Annotated in this window: 15 protein-coding genes, 3 tRNA genes and 2 pseudogenes; 6 read left to right on the forward strand and 14 right to left on the reverse strand. The window is 71.2% G+C overall.

Annotation, left to right across the window (positions count from 1 at the left end):
- Positions 1 to 199 precede the first annotated feature (199 nt).
- Entirely contained in the window at positions 200 to 883 is a 684-nt protein-coding gene (locus tag JNW89_RS10640) for a triacylglycerol lipase (RefSeq protein ID WP_238448767.1), read from the reverse strand.
- A gap of 209 nt (positions 884 to 1,092) precedes the next feature.
- On the opposite strand from JNW89_RS10640, the gene JNW89_RS10645 reads away from it, so the two are divergent.
- Entirely contained in the window at positions 1,093 to 1,698 is a 606-nt protein-coding gene (locus JNW89_RS10645; RefSeq protein WP_238448768.1) for an MBL fold metallo-hydrolase, read from the forward strand.
- A gap of 46 nt (positions 1,699 to 1,744) precedes the next feature.
- Here JNW89_RS10645 and JNW89_RS10650 read toward each other — a convergent pair whose 3' ends face one another.
- Both JNW89_RS10650 and JNW89_RS10655 read right to left on the reverse strand, forming a co-directional pair.
- Complete coding sequence (locus JNW89_RS10650) at positions 1,745 to 2,443, reverse strand: B3/4 domain-containing protein (protein WP_238448769.1); 699 nt, start codon at positions 2,441 to 2,443, stop codon at positions 1,745 to 1,747.
- Positions 2,444 to 2,450: 7 nt separating this feature from the next.
- Positions 2,451 to 3,533, reverse strand: coding sequence for an MFS transporter (locus JNW89_RS10655; protein WP_238448770.1), 1,083 nt, complete (start codon positions 3,531 to 3,533; stop codon positions 2,451 to 2,453).
- Positions 3,534 to 3,750: 217 nt separating this feature from the next.
- Between JNW89_RS10655 and JNW89_RS10660 the strand changes: the two genes are divergently transcribed.
- Entirely contained in the window at positions 3,751 to 4,332 is a 582-nt protein-coding gene (locus tag JNW89_RS10660; RefSeq protein WP_238448771.1) for a TetR/AcrR family transcriptional regulator, read from the forward strand.
- Between the two features lie 85 nt (positions 4,333 to 4,417).
- On the opposite strand, the gene JNW89_RS10665 is transcribed toward JNW89_RS10660, so the two are convergent.
- Entirely contained in the window at positions 4,418 to 5,440 is a 1,023-nt protein-coding gene (locus JNW89_RS10665; protein ID WP_238448772.1) for a DUF4331 family protein, read from the reverse strand.
- A gap of 266 nt (positions 5,441 to 5,706) precedes the next feature.
- Between JNW89_RS10665 and JNW89_RS10670 the strand changes: the two are divergent.
- Positions 5,707 to 6,213: pseudogene (locus JNW89_RS10670) on the forward strand (HAD domain-containing protein); the annotation flags it as partial.
- 18 nt (positions 6,214 to 6,231) lie between these two features.
- Here the strand turns inward: JNW89_RS10670 and JNW89_RS10675 are convergent.
- From JNW89_RS10675 to JNW89_RS10695, 7 genes and pseudogenes are all read right to left on the reverse strand, one after another.
- Positions 6,232 to 6,411: pseudogene (locus tag JNW89_RS10675) on the reverse strand (kinase); the annotation flags it as partial.
- Positions 6,412 to 6,446: 35 nt separating this feature from the next.
- Entirely contained in the window at positions 6,447 to 7,109 is a 663-nt protein-coding gene (locus JNW89_RS10680; RefSeq protein WP_238448773.1) for a pentapeptide repeat-containing protein, read from the reverse strand.
- Between the two features lie 73 nt (positions 7,110 to 7,182).
- Positions 7,183 to 7,332, reverse strand: coding sequence for a multiple cyclophane-containing RiPP AmcA (amcA, locus tag JNW89_RS37310; protein ID WP_375155074.1), 150 nt, complete (start codon positions 7,330 to 7,332; stop codon positions 7,183 to 7,185).
- 266 nt (positions 7,333 to 7,598) lie between these two features.
- A tRNA-Lys gene (locus JNW89_RS10685) sits at positions 7,599 to 7,671 on the reverse strand.
- Between the two features lie 57 nt (positions 7,672 to 7,728).
- Positions 7,729 to 8,451: a zinc-binding dehydrogenase gene (locus tag JNW89_RS10690; RefSeq protein ID WP_238448777.1), complete on the reverse strand. Its 723-nt coding sequence runs from the start codon at positions 8,449 to 8,451 to the stop codon at positions 7,729 to 7,731.
- Positions 8,334 to 8,702: an alcohol dehydrogenase catalytic domain-containing protein gene (locus tag JNW89_RS38665; RefSeq protein ID WP_375155073.1), complete on the reverse strand. Its 369-nt coding sequence runs from the start codon at positions 8,700 to 8,702 to the stop codon at positions 8,334 to 8,336. Before JNW89_RS38665 ends, JNW89_RS10690 begins: the two co-directional genes overlap by 118 nt.
- A gap of 89 nt (positions 8,703 to 8,791) precedes the next feature.
- Positions 8,792 to 8,867, reverse strand: a tRNA-Lys gene (locus tag JNW89_RS10695).
- Between the two features lie 185 nt (positions 8,868 to 9,052).
- Here JNW89_RS10695 and JNW89_RS10700 point away from each other — a divergent pair.
- Both JNW89_RS10700 and JNW89_RS10705 read left to right on the forward strand, forming a co-directional pair.
- Entirely contained in the window at positions 9,053 to 10,315 is a 1,263-nt protein-coding gene (locus JNW89_RS10700) for an Ig-like domain-containing protein (RefSeq protein WP_238448774.1), read from the forward strand.
- Between the two features lie 234 nt (positions 10,316 to 10,549).
- Positions 10,550 to 11,836, forward strand: coding sequence for an Ig-like domain-containing protein (locus JNW89_RS10705; RefSeq protein WP_238448775.1), 1,287 nt, complete (start codon positions 10,550 to 10,552; stop codon positions 11,834 to 11,836).
- Between the two features lie 51 nt (positions 11,837 to 11,887).
- Here the strand turns inward: JNW89_RS10705 and JNW89_RS10710 are convergent.
- Both JNW89_RS10710 and orn read right to left on the reverse strand, forming a co-directional pair.
- Positions 11,888 to 11,963: transfer RNA gene (locus JNW89_RS10710), tRNA-His, on the reverse strand.
- A 111-nt stretch (positions 11,964 to 12,074) separates the two neighbouring features.
- Positions 12,075 to 12,665: an oligoribonuclease gene (gene orn, locus JNW89_RS10715; protein ID WP_309139970.1), complete on the reverse strand. Its 591-nt coding sequence runs from the start codon at positions 12,663 to 12,665 to the stop codon at positions 12,075 to 12,077.
- A 72-nt stretch (positions 12,666 to 12,737) separates the two neighbouring features.
- On the opposite strand from orn, the gene JNW89_RS10720 reads away from it, so the two are divergent.
- Positions 12,738 to 13,988, forward strand: a complete 1,251-nt coding sequence (locus JNW89_RS10720) for a glycosyltransferase family 87 protein (RefSeq protein WP_238448776.1) — start codon at positions 12,738 to 12,740, stop codon at positions 13,986 to 13,988.
- Between the two features lie 147 nt (positions 13,989 to 14,135).
- Here JNW89_RS10720 and JNW89_RS10725 read toward each other — a convergent pair whose 3' ends face one another.
- The gene (locus JNW89_RS10725) at positions 14,136 to 14,558 is read right to left on the reverse strand and encodes a hypothetical protein (protein ID WP_306344834.1); all 423 of its coding nucleotides are present in this window, start codon (positions 14,556 to 14,558) and stop codon (positions 14,136 to 14,138) included.
- Positions 14,559 to 15,129: the final 571 nt, after the last annotated feature.

Consider the following 15,129-nt stretch of genomic DNA (forward strand, 5'->3'; position numbering starts at 1 on the left):
CCGACCGACCGGGGGCCTCGGGTCGCCGGGCGCGGCGATCGGGAAGTTCGCCGCCAACGCCCGGCGGCTGCGCGAGGGGGAGATCACCCCGGCCGAGTTCCACGAGATCATGGACGACGACGGCGGCCCGGCCCGAGGCTGACTCCGGGGGGCCGCCGGCCTGCGGAGTAAGTCCGCGCCACCGCCGGCCCCACCGCCGTCACGGGTTGACGAAGTCGCGCACCTGGCCGTAGATGGTGGCGTCGTTCTGCAGGCTGGTGTGTGTCACGCAGCCCGCCAACGTGTTGCTCGCCCCGGAGAGCACCGTGCTGTCCACCGGGTTGATCACGCCGTCGCAGTTCGACCGCCAGGTGCCGTACGTCGGGACGCCCGGGGTCTCGTCGACCGAGTTGAGGTTGGCCAGGAAGGTCGAGCCGATCCGCATCTCCGTGCAGGCGGTGCTGTAGCAGGCGTTGGCGGAGCTGGTGCCGTGGTTCGGGCCGCCGAGGGACACCCACCGGTCCACCTTGCCCCCGCCGCCGAGGTTCTTCAGGTAGTAGCGGGAGGAGAGCCCGCCCATCGAGTGGGTGACGATGTCCACCTTCGTCGCGCCGGTGCTGGCGAGTAGCTTGTCGACCTCCTGGCCGACCTGCTGCGCGGTGGTGGCGTTGGACTGGCTGGTGTTGTAGGAGAAGGCGCGCAGCCGGCTCGACGGCCAGCCGTCGGCCTGGAACCGGCTGATCATCGTGTTCCAGGTGCTGGCACTGCTGTTCCAGCCGTGCACGAACAGGATCGGGTTGCTCGACGCGGTGTACGCGGCGGCCTGTGCGGGGGTGGGTGCGACGGCGACGGCGGCGACCGCCACGGCCACCGCGAACAGCCACCTGCTGATGTACGTCCTCATGATCGTCTGTCTTTCTCGGGTGCCCGCGCGGAGAGGGGGGTGTGCGCGGACCGACGCCCAACTGGTGGTCGGACGTCGGTCGACGGGGGTCTCGGTACTCCGATGTGACGGATGTTACTGACGGGTTGCCTTTTGATGTCAATACATCAATTCGTGCTGCTGAGGGCACGGACAGCGACGTCGGGCAGGGCTGCGGTAGCGTCCGTCCGATGCGGATCACGAAATACACCCACGCCTGCGTGCGCCTGGAACGCGACGGTCGCGTGCTCGTCGTCGACCCCGGCACCTGGAGCGAGCCGGCCGCTCTCGTGGGCGCGGACGCCGTCCTGGTCACCCACGAACACGCCGACCACATCGACGTGCTGCGGCTGGCCGGCCTCGGCGTCCCGGTCTTCGTGCCTGAGGGCGCCGAGCTGCCCGCCCTGCCCACGCTGCCGGTCCAGCGGGTACGGGCCGGGCAGCAATTCACCGCCGCCGGCTTCGCGGTCACCGCGGTGGGTGGCCGGCACGCCACCATCCACGACGGCCAGCCGGACTGCGCCAACCTCGGGTACGTCGTGGACGACGAGGTCTACCACCCGGGTGACTCCCTGCACCTGCCCGGGCGGCCGGTGTGGACGCTGCTGGTGCCGGCCCAGGCGTCCTGGCTGAAGCTGACCGAGGCGATCGGGTTCGCCGGTGCGGTCGGCGCGGCGCGCACCCACCCGATCCACGACGCGCAGCTCAACGAGCGGGGCCTGGCCAGCGTGAACGGCTGGTTCGCCGAGACGCTCGGCGACGGCTACCGCTACCTCGCGCCCGGCGAGACGGCCTGACCCGGCCGCGGCGGGCGCCGGTCCCCGCCGGAAACGACGGGGGACCTCAGCCGGGTACGTCGACGGCCGGTGCGGCGGCCGTCAGCACCGCGCCCCGCGGGTCGACCTGCCAGCCGGCAGCCAGCTCCGCGGTCAGGGTGTCCAGGAGCGCCGGCACGTCCCGACCGGCCGAATCGTGCAGCGCCTCCGCCACGATGAGCACGGTCCCGGTCGTGTGGCGCACCGCCGACCAGCCGCTCTGCCGGTGGGTCCACCGCCGTGAGTGCGCCCGTCCCGCCCCGTCGGCGAAGACCACCTCGCCGGGCTCCGGACGCTCGAGGTCACCGGCGAGGGTCACGTACTCCTCCTCGCCGGTGGCGGGCCGGACGGCCAGGTCGCCGTCGATCCGCGTCACGTCCAGCACCGCGACGGGGATCGCGTACGCGAGGGAGACCGCGTTGCAGAGGTCGACCAGCGGGTGGAGCCGGGGCAGCTCCCCGTCCCGGCGGAACCGGCGCAGCAGCGACTCGGCGGCGCACCGGTAGCGGGTCGGCGGCAGCCCCATCGCGGCGAAGGCGCGCCGCCAGGCCCGGATCTCGGGGAACCCGCTCTCGGCGCCGGCGGTCAACCGCTGCCGCGCCAGGCCGGCGAAGTGCGCGACCCGCTCGTCCACCGCGACGTCCGGGGTGACGCCGTCGGCGGCCAGTACGCCGGCGACCAGCGTCGGGTGCGTCGACCGGACGCCGGGGGCGTGGTGGAAACGCATGGCACTCCTATCTCTCGGCGAGCAGCAGGGAGACGCCGAGCGCGACGAACGACCCGGCGAAGGTGCGGCGTAGCCAGTCGGTCAGCCGGGGCCGGGCCAGCACCCGGTCGCGGACCGTGCCGGCGAAGCTGCCGTAGGCGGCGAAGACCCCGAAGGTGACCAGCATGAACACCATCCCGTGGGTCAGCATCCGGCCCGTCGCGCCGGGCCCGCCGGCCGGCACGAACTGCGGCAGGAACGCGTAGACGGAGAACATCGACGCGCCGTAGAGCAGGGCGACCAGGTTGGTCGTCCAGACTCCGGGCAGCCGCATCATCCGCATGTCGATCAACGGGTTGCTGGAGCGGATCTCGGCGACCAGCCAACCGGAGAGCAGCACTGCGGCGAGCGCCAGCAGGCCCACCACCCGAGCCGAGGTCCAGCCCCAGGCGGCGCCCTTGCTGATCGGCAGCAACAGGGCGACCAGCCAGCCGGACAGCAGCAGGGTGGCCCGCCAGTCGATCCGGCCAGGGGTACGCACCGGCGACTCCGGCACGACGAAGTACGCGGCGACGGCGGTCAGGCCGACGACGACCATCGGGATCCAGAACAGCCACCGGTAGTCGAGAGCGCCGACGATCGGCCCGGCGAGCACGACCCCCAGGCCGCCGCCGGCCGCGACGATCGCCGAGATGGCGGCCACCGCGGAGGAAACGCGCGCGGCGGGGAACTCGTCGCGGATGATCCCGAACGACAGCGGGAAGACGGCGCCGCCGACGCCCTGGACGATCCGGGCGACGATGAGCACGCCGATGCTCGGCGCGACGGCGGCCAGCAGGCAGCCGAGGGCGAGCGCGCCGAGGGAGACCACGAGCATCCGTTCCTTGCCCACCATGTCGCCGACCCGGCCGAGGATCGGCGTGAAGATGGACGCGGAGAGCAGGTAGGCCGTCAGCACCCAGGTGACGGTGTTCTGGGACGTGTGCAGGTCGTGCTGGATGGTCGGCAGCACCGGGGTGATCAGCGACTGGAGCATCGCGAAGAACCCGGTGCCGGCCGCCAGGACGAGGAAGGTGAGCCGGCGGGAGCCGCGACGGACGGTCTCTGTCATGCGGGGAAACTCCAATTCCGCGTACGGAGGGGACGACGGGCAGGTGGGCTCGTCAGGCTTCGGGGCGGTGCCGGTCGCCTGTTCGGCGGGATCGGCACCCGGTCCCCGGGGAGGTAAGCTAAGCGGAGGCATGGCTCCGGACAGTTCCGGAGGGGTGCCTCCACTAAGCTAGCGGAGGGGTGCCTCCGGTTGCAACCGAGGTGAGGTGACGCACGTCATGGCCAGCGCGGGACAGACGTCCGACGTCTTCGCACGGCGACCCAAGCGCGCCGACGCCCGGCGCAACTACGAGTCGCTGATCGCGGCCGCCCGCGAGGCCTTCGCGGAGAACGGAGCGTCCGCCTCGCTCGAAGAGGTGGCCCGGCGCGCCGGGGTGGGCATCGGCACCCTCTACCGGAACTTCCCGACCCGGCAGGCCCTGTTCGAAGCCGTCTACGTCGAGGAGGTCCGGGCGCTGAGTCGCTCCGCGGCCGACCTGGCCGACCTGCCCCCGTGGGACGCGCTGGTCGCCTGGCTGCACCGGTTCGTCGGCTACGTCGCCACCAAGCGGGCCCTGGCCGAGGAGCTGCTGCACGACTCCGAGGTCTTCCGGAGTTGCCGGACGGAGATCTACACCGCGGGCGAGCCGCTGATGCGCCGCGCCCAGGCCTCCGGGGCGGTCCGCGCCGACATCAGCTTCGACGACGTGGTCCGGTTGCTCAGCGGCCTCACCATGGCCCAGTTCCCCGAGCCGGAGCAGCGCGAACGGGTGCTGGGCGTCGCCCTCGACGGACTACGCCCGCCGGCCACGCCGCGCTGACCCCCAGCTCCCACCCGGCCGGTCCATGCGGTCGCGTGGCGTCGCCCAGCGGCATCGCCGCCGTCGTGCGGAGCGACCACCCGCGTCAGGCGGGCACCACGTAGGGGAACGTGCCGGAGCGGGCCTCCCGGGTCACGTCCGCGGTCAGACCCGAGGTCATCCCCGTGTTCAGCACCAGGGAGAACATCACCTCCGGGGCGTTGTCCGACATCGTGCGCCCGTTCCGCACGGCGAAGCCGTAGTTCGCCGGCGTCCCGACCCGGTACGACAGCAGATCTGGGTAGACCTGCCGGGCCACGCTCCAGCCGTACGCGTTCGGATCGACAGCGGTGCCGTTCGCGGCGACCACCCGCGCGACGGTCGAGGCGATGTTCTCGCCGTCCGCCTTCAGGTCGTCGCAGGGGTGCCGGACGTTGGCGGGGTCGGAGAAGTCGGTGTCGGTCGGCCAGAAGATCGGCCACATCATGGGGTGGCCGGCCCGGTTGATCGGCCGCCATCCGCCGGCGTCCGTCGCCAGCTTCGTGGTGCACCAGACGCCGATCTGCGCCCCGTCGCGCAGCATCGGCTCGTCGTGCGACACCTCGAGGACGATCGACTCGACGGTGGTGCCGGCGAAGCTGTTCTTCGCGTTCTCCGGTCGCCACTTCGAGCGGTCCAGCTTGGCGCCGTTCTTGAAGGCGTCGTTGACGGTCGCGAGCTGATCCAGGTCGATGTAGAAGGAATCGGCGATCCGGCCGGCCCAGAGCCGCAGGACGTCGCTGCTCACCACCTCGCCGGTCCGCCCCTGGACGAGGAGTTCGCCGTTCGCCGCGTCGCTACGCGCTTCGGTGCCGGTCAGCGCGTGCAGCGTCACCGCCTGCCGCCCGTCGGCGTCCGGTTCACCGAAGGCGACCCGGTAGGTGAGGTCCTCCAGGTCGGCCCCATCGTGGTGGATCCTGAACTCGTACCGCGCCTCGTGGTGGAAGCCACGCTTGATGTCGGCCCGGGTCACCGAGCTGTTGACGTCCATGACGAAGACCGTGCCGCGCTCGCCGTCGAAGACGTACAGGTCGTTCAGGAAGAGCTGACCGGACTGCGCGGCGAGCGGGGTGTCGAGATGGTGCGACATCGGCTGACTCCTCAAGGATCCGGCTCGGCACCCTGAGACTAGGTGGGATTTGCTCCGCTTCTAGGACGTATGAGCCGTTTTGCATGCCTTGCTGGGCACGTCATTGCGCAGCAGAAGAGCGACAGGCCAACACGACGCCCGCCGTCGGCGCGCTGCGGCCGGAACCCGCCACCAACCGCAACCGATGCAGCGTCCGCAGCCGGCGTTGGCAGAGCCCAGACCACGCAGCGCCCGCACGTCCCCGGTCACCGGTCACCGGTCACCGGATGAGGGCTAACCTTTGGACCGTGTCCGCCTCGCGTCCGCTGCTGTTCCTTGACGTGGACGGCACCCTCATCCCGTTCGGAACGCCACCGGCGGCACCGCCGGGCATGCCGGCCAATCCAACCCGTGTACAGGTTCGGCCGGATGACGCCCATCCGCTGCTGCACAGGGTCGAGCCGGAACACGGCCACCTGCTGTCCGCCCTGCCGTGTGACCTGGTGTGGGCGTCCACCTGGATGAGCGACGCGAACGACGTACTGGCTCCGCTGCTCGGACTGCCGGCCCTGCCGGTGTTGGACTGGGCCGACTCGGACGAGGACGGCGCCCTGCACTGGAAGACTCGCGGCCTGGTCGAGTGGGCGCAGGGGCGTCCCTTCGTGTGGGTCGACGACGAGATCTCCCCTGCCGATCGCGTCTGGGTGTCCGCCCATCACCACGGTCCGGCGCTGCTCCATCGGGTCGACCCACGGCGCGGCCTGACCGAACGCGACTTCACAGTCATCCGGACTGGCTCGTCGACCAGGCGTGACGCCAGGAGCCTCACCGCCGGGCTTGTCCCGCTCGCGCAGCTCAATGCGGCGCAGGTAGTCCTGCTCGACCAGCGCACAGCCCCGGCCATGCCGACGCCGCAGTTCCCGCTCGGCGCTGCTCTTGCCCGAGCCGGAGTTGCCTCGGACGCAGACGATGATCGTGTCCGGGCTGTCGATCGGGACGGCGTCAGCGGCCACGGTGCTCCCGGAGGTCAGTCGTTGCGCACGGTCAGGCCCAGAGCGGCGACGGCCAGCTGGGTGAGGTCGGAAAGCTGGCCCGCGGCAAGGGTGACGCCGGACAGGTTGTCGAGTGGCGTCTTGAGCCCTCGGAGGCTGCTGGACCGCAGGTCAGCGCCATTGAGATTGCAGGAGTCCAGCTCCAGACCGGCGAGGTCGCAGGACCGCAGCGCGATGCCCGGAAGACGACAGGTGGACCAGGTGCCGTGGGTGAGGGTGCAGTCGGTGAAGGCGACCGAGCCGGCAGCGGTGACGCGCTGGAAGGTGGCGTAGTCGAAGCGGCAGCCGTCGAACAGGACGTCCTTGAGGCGCACGTCGGTGAGCCTGGTGCCGGTGAACCGTGAGCCAGTGATCGCGCACCGCTCGATCGTCACACCGACCAGAGCCGCTCCAGAGAAGTCGGTGCGGGTGATTTCGCAGCCGTAGAGGCTGCCGGCTTCCCAGGTGCTCTCGCTGAGGTCGCCACCGGTGATCCGGCTGCCCCGGATGCGGCAGTCCTCCAGCTGCACACCGCGCCACGATGCGCCCTCGACGAAAGCCTCGGTGAGGCCATCGGCCAGTTCGGGCACCCGGTCGAGGTCGTCCGGGTCGAGGTCCGGCAGCAGGATCTTCACATCGCCGACTGTCGTGGTGCGCATGCCTCCTCAACCCGTACAGGGGTGGGGCGGGCACGCCACCCCACGCGTCCGATCCATTCCGCGTATCGGCGGGTTACTTCTTCTTGTTCCAGTTGTCCCAGCCGGGCCGGCTGTCGAACTTCCCTCGGTTGTCCCAGGTGGGCCGGTTGTCGAACTTCGCCGCATCGATCGACGCTACCGACCGGTCCGGACCGACTGGGTAGCCGGTCAGCAGTCCACCCAGCCCCGACGTCCGCCGTCAGTTGATCTCCAGGAACAGACCCTCGCTGCGGCACTGATCGCCAAAGGCGCCTGACACGCGCCTCACCGGTCCGGGGCCAGAGCCCCTGGCCGCCGCTCGTCAGACCCGAGCGCCTATCCACGGCCACAACACAACGTCCACCGACAGCCCGAACAGTCCCACCGCTCCCGACCACCCAGCCATCTCCATGGACACCAAAAGGCTCTGGCCTGGTGGAGAACCACCAGGCCAGAGCCCGTGTTACCCAGTGCGCCGCCAGGGACTCGAACCCCGAACCCGCGGATTAAGAGTCCGCTGCTCTGCCAGTTGAGCTAGCGGCGCTCGCTGACAACGGGGAGAAACATTAACACCCCCGATCGAGCCCGCCACGAGCACCCGCTACGGGCGGATCACCACCCGCCGTCCCCGGAGCTCGCCCCGCTCCAGCAGGCCGTGCGCCTCGCCGACCGCCGACAACGGCAGCGGCAGGACCTCGCGCGGGGCCACCCGCCCGGCGGCCAGCGTCCGGTTCACCAGGGCCGCGGCCTCGGCCAGCTCGGCGGTGGTGGCGTGGGAGATCACGAAGCCGATGACGGCCCGGTCGTTGCGGTAGAGCGCGCCGACCGGCAGCACCGGCCGGGTGTCGCCGCCGGCGAGCACCACGACCCGCCCGCGCACCGCGAGCAGGTCGATCGTCCACGCCAACTCGTTCCGCCCCGCGGTGTCGAGATACAGGTCGACCCCCTCCGGGCAGGCCGACCTCAGCCGCTCGGCCAGGTCGGGGGCGCGGTAGTCGAGCACGTCGGCGGCGCCGTTCCGCCGACAGAAGTCGGCATCGCCCGGCGACGCGGTGGCCACGACGCGGGCACCGGCGGTGGCGGCGAGCGCGACGAGCGCGGCGCCGACGTTGCCGGCGCCGCCCGCCACCACGACGGTCTCGCCGGGCCGGAGCCGGCCGTGGACGAACAACGCCAGGTACGCCGTGGCCACCGGGTGCAGCATGGTCACGGCGATCGCCGGGTCGACCCCGCCGGGCCACCGGTAGAGCCGGTCGACCGGCACCACGGCCTGTTCGGCGGCGCTGCCCTGCCGGCCGCCGTACCCCAGGCTGTTGCACCACACCAACTCGCCGACGCGGAAGCCGGCGCGCCCGGGCCCACCTCCGCGACCCGACCGGTGAGATCACGGCCGACCACGAAGGGCAGCGGCAGCGGGGTGGGGAACGCCCCCGAGCGTACGAAGGTGTCGACGGGGTTGACGGTGGTGGCGATGACGTCGACCAGGATGTCGGTCGGGCCGGGACGAGGCGCGGGCAGCTCGCCGTGCCGGATGTCCGTGGCCGGTCCCGGGCGCTCGATGTAGGCGGCTCGCATGCCTTCATCATCGACGACCGAGCCATCGCCAGGACCACGAAAAAGGCCCCGGCCAGGTGGAGAACCACCAGGCCAGAGCCTTTTATTGCTGGTGCGCCGCCAGGGACTCGAACCCCGAACCCGCGGATTAAGAGTCCGCTGCTCTGCCAGTTGAGCTAGCGGCGCTCGTTGGCAACGGACAGAACATTAGCAGGTCCCTGAGCCGGGTTCCAATCCGATACCCGGCTCCCCTGTTCGGCCGAGCTTAACGGGCAAAACCCACCAGATCGCTCCGCCGACCGCTTGGCGGGACCAGGGCGGCGGCGTCGATACGGCACCATGTCGCCAGGCACGCGAGAACTGAGGTGGGAATGGGCAGGTTCACGCGGGCCGGGGCGATGCTGGGTGCCCTGGCCCTGGTGGCGTCGTTGGCACTGACCGGGTGCGGAGACGACAAGAAGAAGGCCGCCGAGTTCGTCGGCGGCGGCGCGGTTCCGGGTACGGGTGCGCCCACCGCCTCGCAGGAGGCCGAGCCCTCCGCGCCGGCCCAGAGCCTGACGGTGAGCCCGGCCGACGGGGCGAAGGACAAGCCGGTGAGCACCGAGATCAGCGCGAAGCTGCCGGGCGGCGGCACCGTGTCCTCGGTCACCCTCGCCTCCGCCGACGGCAAGCAGGTCGCGGGCAGGATGCGGCTGGACGGTTCCTCCTGGGTGCCGTCGGCCCCGCTGAAGTACGGCACCGAGTACACCGCCACGGTGACCGGCACCGGCGCCGGCGGCGAGACCCGGCAGGGCACCAGCACCTTCACCACCATGGCCAAGCCGAAGTCGATGATCAGCTCCGGCCTCTACCTCTTCGACGACAAGACGTACGGCGTCGGCATGCCGGTGGTCGTCGAGTTCCACCCGGGCATCCCGAAGAAGGACCGGGCGGCGGTGCAGAAGCGGATGTTCGTCAAGACCGATCCGCCGCAGCCGGGCGCCTGGCACTGGGTCTACAACGGCACCCAGGCCTACTACCGGGCTCCGGAGTACTGGAAGCCGGGCACCACCCTCGACGTCCGGATCGCGCTGGCCGGCATGCCGTTGAGCAACGGCCGCTACGGCAACGTCGACCGTACGGCGACCGCCAAGATCGGCCGGTCCTTCGTGATGAAGGTCGACAACAGCACCAAGAAGATGACGGTGTACCAGGACGGCGAGGTGGTCCGCACCCTGCCGGTCAGCCTGGGCAAGAAGAGCACTCCCTCCTCCAGCGGCACCCTCGTGGTGATGGAGAAGAAGGAGCAGACGGTCTTCGACACCATGGACGACCCCGACCCGGAGAACCGGTACCGCACCGAGATCGACTTCGCCCAGCGGTTGACCTGGGGTGGCGAGTACATCCACGCGGCGCCCTGGTCCGAGGGGGTGCAGGGTCGGCAGAACGTCTCGCACGGCTGCGTCAACGTCTCGATGGCGATGGGCCGCTGGCTCTTCGAGCAGACGAAGATCGGCGACCCGATCACCATCAAGGGCACCGAGCGCCGCGTCACCCCCGGCAACGGCTGGACGGCCTGGAGCCTGAGCTGGTCGGAGTTCGTCAAGGGCAGCGCCCTGCCCGTGCCGGACGGCGGCTCCGGCCCGCTGCTGTAACACCCACCCGGTCGGGTCGGCGGTCACGCCGGCGACCCGGAGCGGGCCCGACCCGCGCCGGTCACCGGAGCGTGGGGTCGGGAGAAACCGAGCAGCTCTCGCGAAATCCCCACATTTTACCGGTATTCGCACTCCCCCATCGGCGTGTTTCTGTTCACGGCCGGCAACCGACCGGCGCTCTCCCGCGTCTGTGGGAGAAGATGGGGCATCGGGGACCACGACTGTGAGGGAATCATGCGAGCTACCCACGACCGGCTGACTCGGCACGCCGGGCGGCGCCGCGCACTCGCGGCGGGGCTCCTCGCCGCGACGCTGGCGCTCACCTCCGCCTGCACGGGCTCCGGCGACGACAAGCCGTCGAGCTGGCAGGGCAGCGGCGAGAGCGCGCCGAAGGCCGCGGCCACCATCAGCGAGCCCAAGGCCGACGCGACCGACGTCCCGGCCTCCACCGGCATCACCTTCACCACGAAGGACGCCGAGGAGACCAGCGTCGAGCTGAAGGACGCCAGCGGCAAGGCCGTCGAGGGCGAGCTCGCCGCGGACGGCAAGAGCTGGCTCCCCGCGGGCGCCCTGGAGTACGGCGAGAAGTACACCGCCACCGTCACGGCGACCGGCGACGACGGCAAGCCGGCCACCGCGACCAGCGCCTTCACCGTGATGGCCAAGCCCGACAAGCAGGTACGGATCACCAGCTTCCTCGGCGACAACCAGGTAGTCGGGGTGGGCATGCCGCTGATCGTCCGGTTCGGCCGGGCCATTCCCGAGGACTACCGCGACGACGTCCAGCGTCGGATGACCGTCACCTCCACGCCGGCGCAGGAGGGGATCTGGCACTGGTCCAGCCCCACCGAGGTCCGTTACCGCCCGAAGGAGTTCTGGAAGTCGGGCACGACCGTGTCGTACCGGGTGCAGGCCGGCGGGCTGCCGATGGGCGACGGCTGGTACGGCCGCTCCGACCTGACCGTCGACGTCAAGATCGGCCCGTCGCTGGTGATGCAGGTGGACAACAAGACCAAGCGGATGACCGTCACCAGGGACGGCAAGGTCGTCAAGACGATCCTGGTCAGCCTCGGCAAGAAGACCACCCCCTCGTCCAGCGGGACGATGGTGGTGATCGAGAAGCTCCGCAAGACGGTCTTCGACACGCTGGAGGAGCTGGGCCCCGAGGAGGGGTACCGGACGAAGATCGACTACGCCCAGCGGCTCACCTGGGGCGGCGAGTTCATCCACGCCGCGCCCTGGTCGGAGGGGAAGCAGGGCAGCGTCAACGTCTCGCACGGCTGCGTGAACGTCTCGATGGCCGACGGCAAGTGGCTCTTCGAGAACACCCGCATCGGCGACCCGATCACGGTCAAGGGCACCGAGCGCAAGCTCCAGAACGGCAACGGCTGGACCGACTGGAACATGAGCTGGGACGACTATGTCAAGGGCAGCGCCCTGCCGTACGAGGAGCCGGAGGCCACCCCGAGCCCGGAGGCCACCCCCGGCGACGAGGCTCCCAGCGTGGACCCCACCCCCTGACCGGCCCCGACACGACGAAGGCCCCCTCCGCGAGGAGGGGGCCTTCGTGTCTGGGGTGACTGATGGGAATTGAACCCACGACAACCGGGACCACAACCCGGTGCTCTGCCAACTGAGCTACAGCCACCATGCCTTCCGCGCCGGTCGCCCGGGCGGTGCGGACTAATAATAGCCACACCCCCGCCGCCCCCGTCCAGCGGGTTGCGCACCGTCGGCCCGCGCGGGCCGACGCCCCGGTCTACAGCTGGGCGGCGATCCCCTTGGCCGTCTCCACGTCCGGTCCGGGCAGGGGTACGAAGATCGTCCGCCGGTAGTACTCCAGCTCGCGGATGCTCTCCCGGATGTCGGCCAGTGCCCGGTGGGCAAGGCCCTTCTGCGGCTGGCCGAAGTACACCCGGGGGTACCAGCGCCGGGTCAGCTCCTTGATCGAGGACACGTCGATCATGCGGTAGTGCAGGTGGGCGTCGAGGCGCGGCATGTCCCGGGCGATGAAGCCCCGGTCGGTGGCGATCGAGTTGCCGCACAGCGGGGCGGTACGCGGGTCCTTGACGTGGCTGCTGACGTATTCCAGCACCATGTCCTCGGCCTCGGCCAGGGTGACGGTGGAGCGCCGCACCTCCTCGGTCAGCCCGGACTTGCCGTGCATGGTGCGCACGATCTCCGGCATCGCCGCCAGGGCCGCCTCGTCGGCGTGGATGACCACGTCGACCCCCTCGCCCAACACGTTGAGGTCGGGATCGGTGACGAGCGCGGCGACCTCGATCAGCGCGTCGCTGGCGAGATCCAGCCCGGTCATCTCACAGTCGATCCAGACGAGAAGGTCAGCCACCGGGACAGACTAGCCGCAGCCCAGGCGTCGCGCCTCGGCACCGGCGGTGGAGCGGACCGCTAGGGTTTCCCCGTGCCAGCAGAACCGGTCGCGCCACCCGCCGTCAGCTCCGACGACCAGGGGGGCCGGACGGTCCGTCGGGTCGTCACGGTGCTGGCGCTGGCCGCCGTGCTGCCGGCCCTCTACCTGCCCGGCATGGTGCACGACTTCTTCGACCTGAAGATCTACATGCGGGCGATGGACTGGTGGTCGTCCGGGCACCCGCTCTACGACTACGTGCAGCCGGACCGGGTCCAGGGCGAGCTGTACTTCACCTATCCGCCGTTCAGCGCGCTGCTGCTGCGGCCGTTCGCGATGCTCCCGCTGGGCGTGACGATCGCCGTCTTCACCGTCCTGACCGCGATCGGCGTGATCGTGACCACCCGCTGGCTGGTCCGCCCGGTGATCGAACGGCACGGGCTGCCCCGGACGTTCACCCTCACCGTGGCGGTGCTGCTGGTGTTCGCGGTGGAGAGCACCCGGGAGACCATCACCTTCGGGCAGATCAACATGCTGCTGGTGGTGCTGATTCTGGCCGACCTGCTCTTCGCCGTACCCAAGGGGCGTCGCTGGGCCGGGGTGGGCGTGGGGCTGGCGACGGCGCTCAAACTCTTCCCCGGCATCTTCATCGCCTACCTGCTGGTGAGCCGGCGGTGGCGGGCGGCCTTGGTGGCCGGCGTCACCGCGGCGGCGGCGACGCTGCTGGCCGCGGCGTTCGCGCCCCGGGACTCCTGGCGCTTCTGGACGCACGAGCTGTGGGCCACCAACCGGGTCGGGCGCACCGACTACACCGGCAACCAGTCGTTGTTCGGGCTGCTCAGCCGGATCGACGCACCGGCCAGGCCGAACCAGCTGCTCTGGCTGGCCCTGGTCGTGGTCGTCGCCGGGTACGGCCTGTGGCGCGCGGCGCGCGCCGCCCGGGCCGGTGACGAACTCGCCGGGCTGACCCTCACCGGGCTGGTCGGCGGCCTGGTCAGCCCGATCACCTGGACCCACCACTTCTACTGGTTCATCCCGGCGGTGGTGGTGCTGGTGGACGCGGCGCTGCGCGCGGACCGGGACACCGTGGCGGGGGCGCGGCGTCGCCGTCGACTGCTCGCGCTCGCGATCGGCACGGCGTTCGTGATCATCTACGGGGTGGTGTCCTTCTTCGACTGGGGCGTGGCCCCGGCGCGCACCGACACCCTGGGGGACTTCCTGGTGCGCAACGCCTACGTGCTGCTGGCCCTGCTGCTGCTGGTGACGCTCCCGGTGCGGCGGCGGGCGGAGCCGACCCACGAATAAGTTGCGCTAAATGGACAGATCTTCCAGTGGCTTACTTTCGCCGCTAATCTGGCGACACCTACCGCAGACGTCTGTCGGGTAGCACCGATCCCCCGGTGAGGACGGCCCTCCGCGTCGGCAGCGCGGCGGGCCGTTCGCCGTGTCGGGTCAGTCCGTGCCGGCGGGCCGGGGGCTTCCGGGCACCGGTTCGGCCGTCTCCTCCGGATGCTCCGGCGGCCACGGCGGCAGGTCGGCGAGGGTGGCCGGACGGCGCGCCGGCACCGCGCCGATGGCGGCCCGGGACCGCTCGGGCGCCCCGACCGACACCAACTGCCGCTCCGGCTCGGGTGCCGCGCCGAGGCCGCTCAGCGAGCTGACGCCCAGCCGACCGGCGAGCACCGGGACCTGGTCCGGCTCGACCACGAAGACCACCTCGCGGGGGCGTACCGGGCGCAGCAGCACCAGCACCGCGAGCACGATCAGCAGGAGCCCGCCGGCCAGCCCACCCCAGGCCACCGGGCGGAACCAGTCCGACCGCACCTCGGCCCGCAGGTCCAGGGCGAGGTCCGCGCCGCCGCCGTCGGGGCGCATCACCACCAGGCTCAACCGGCGATCGGCCAGCTCCCCCGGGGTCCACTCGACCGCGCCGATTCCCTCGCGTACCCAGAAGGGCGCGTCGAGCGGGGCGGTCGGGACCGCGCCGGCGGGCCCGGCGGTGCTCAGCCGACCGGGACGGTGGCGGTGACGTGGCCTGGTCGACGTCGCTGGTCCGGGCGGTGAACCGCAGCGTCCACTCGCCCCGGACCGGGAAGGTGAGCTCCGCGCTGGCGTGATGCGGTTCCGGCGTGTCGACCGGCACCCGGACCGGTTCCACACCGGCCGCCGGCAGGGCCAGACTGACCGTCCACTCGACGACCGGCAGCGCCCGCCCCTGCGGGGTGTAGACGTAGGCGTGCAGCGAGTTCGGCGTCCCGACCCGCACCGGATAGACGTCGAACTGCAAGGTGTACAGGCCGCTGGTCAGCGTCTGGGCGACCCCCTCCCGGCTGGCCCGGGCGACCTCCTGCTGCGGCGCGGCCAGGTAGCCGGCCGCCGCCATCCGTTCCTTGTGCAGGTCCTGGGTGAGTGCGGAGACGTCGACGGAGAGCGCGGTCAGCGACCG

It is taken from the genome of Micromonospora sp. 4G55 (genome assembly GCF_016803375.1).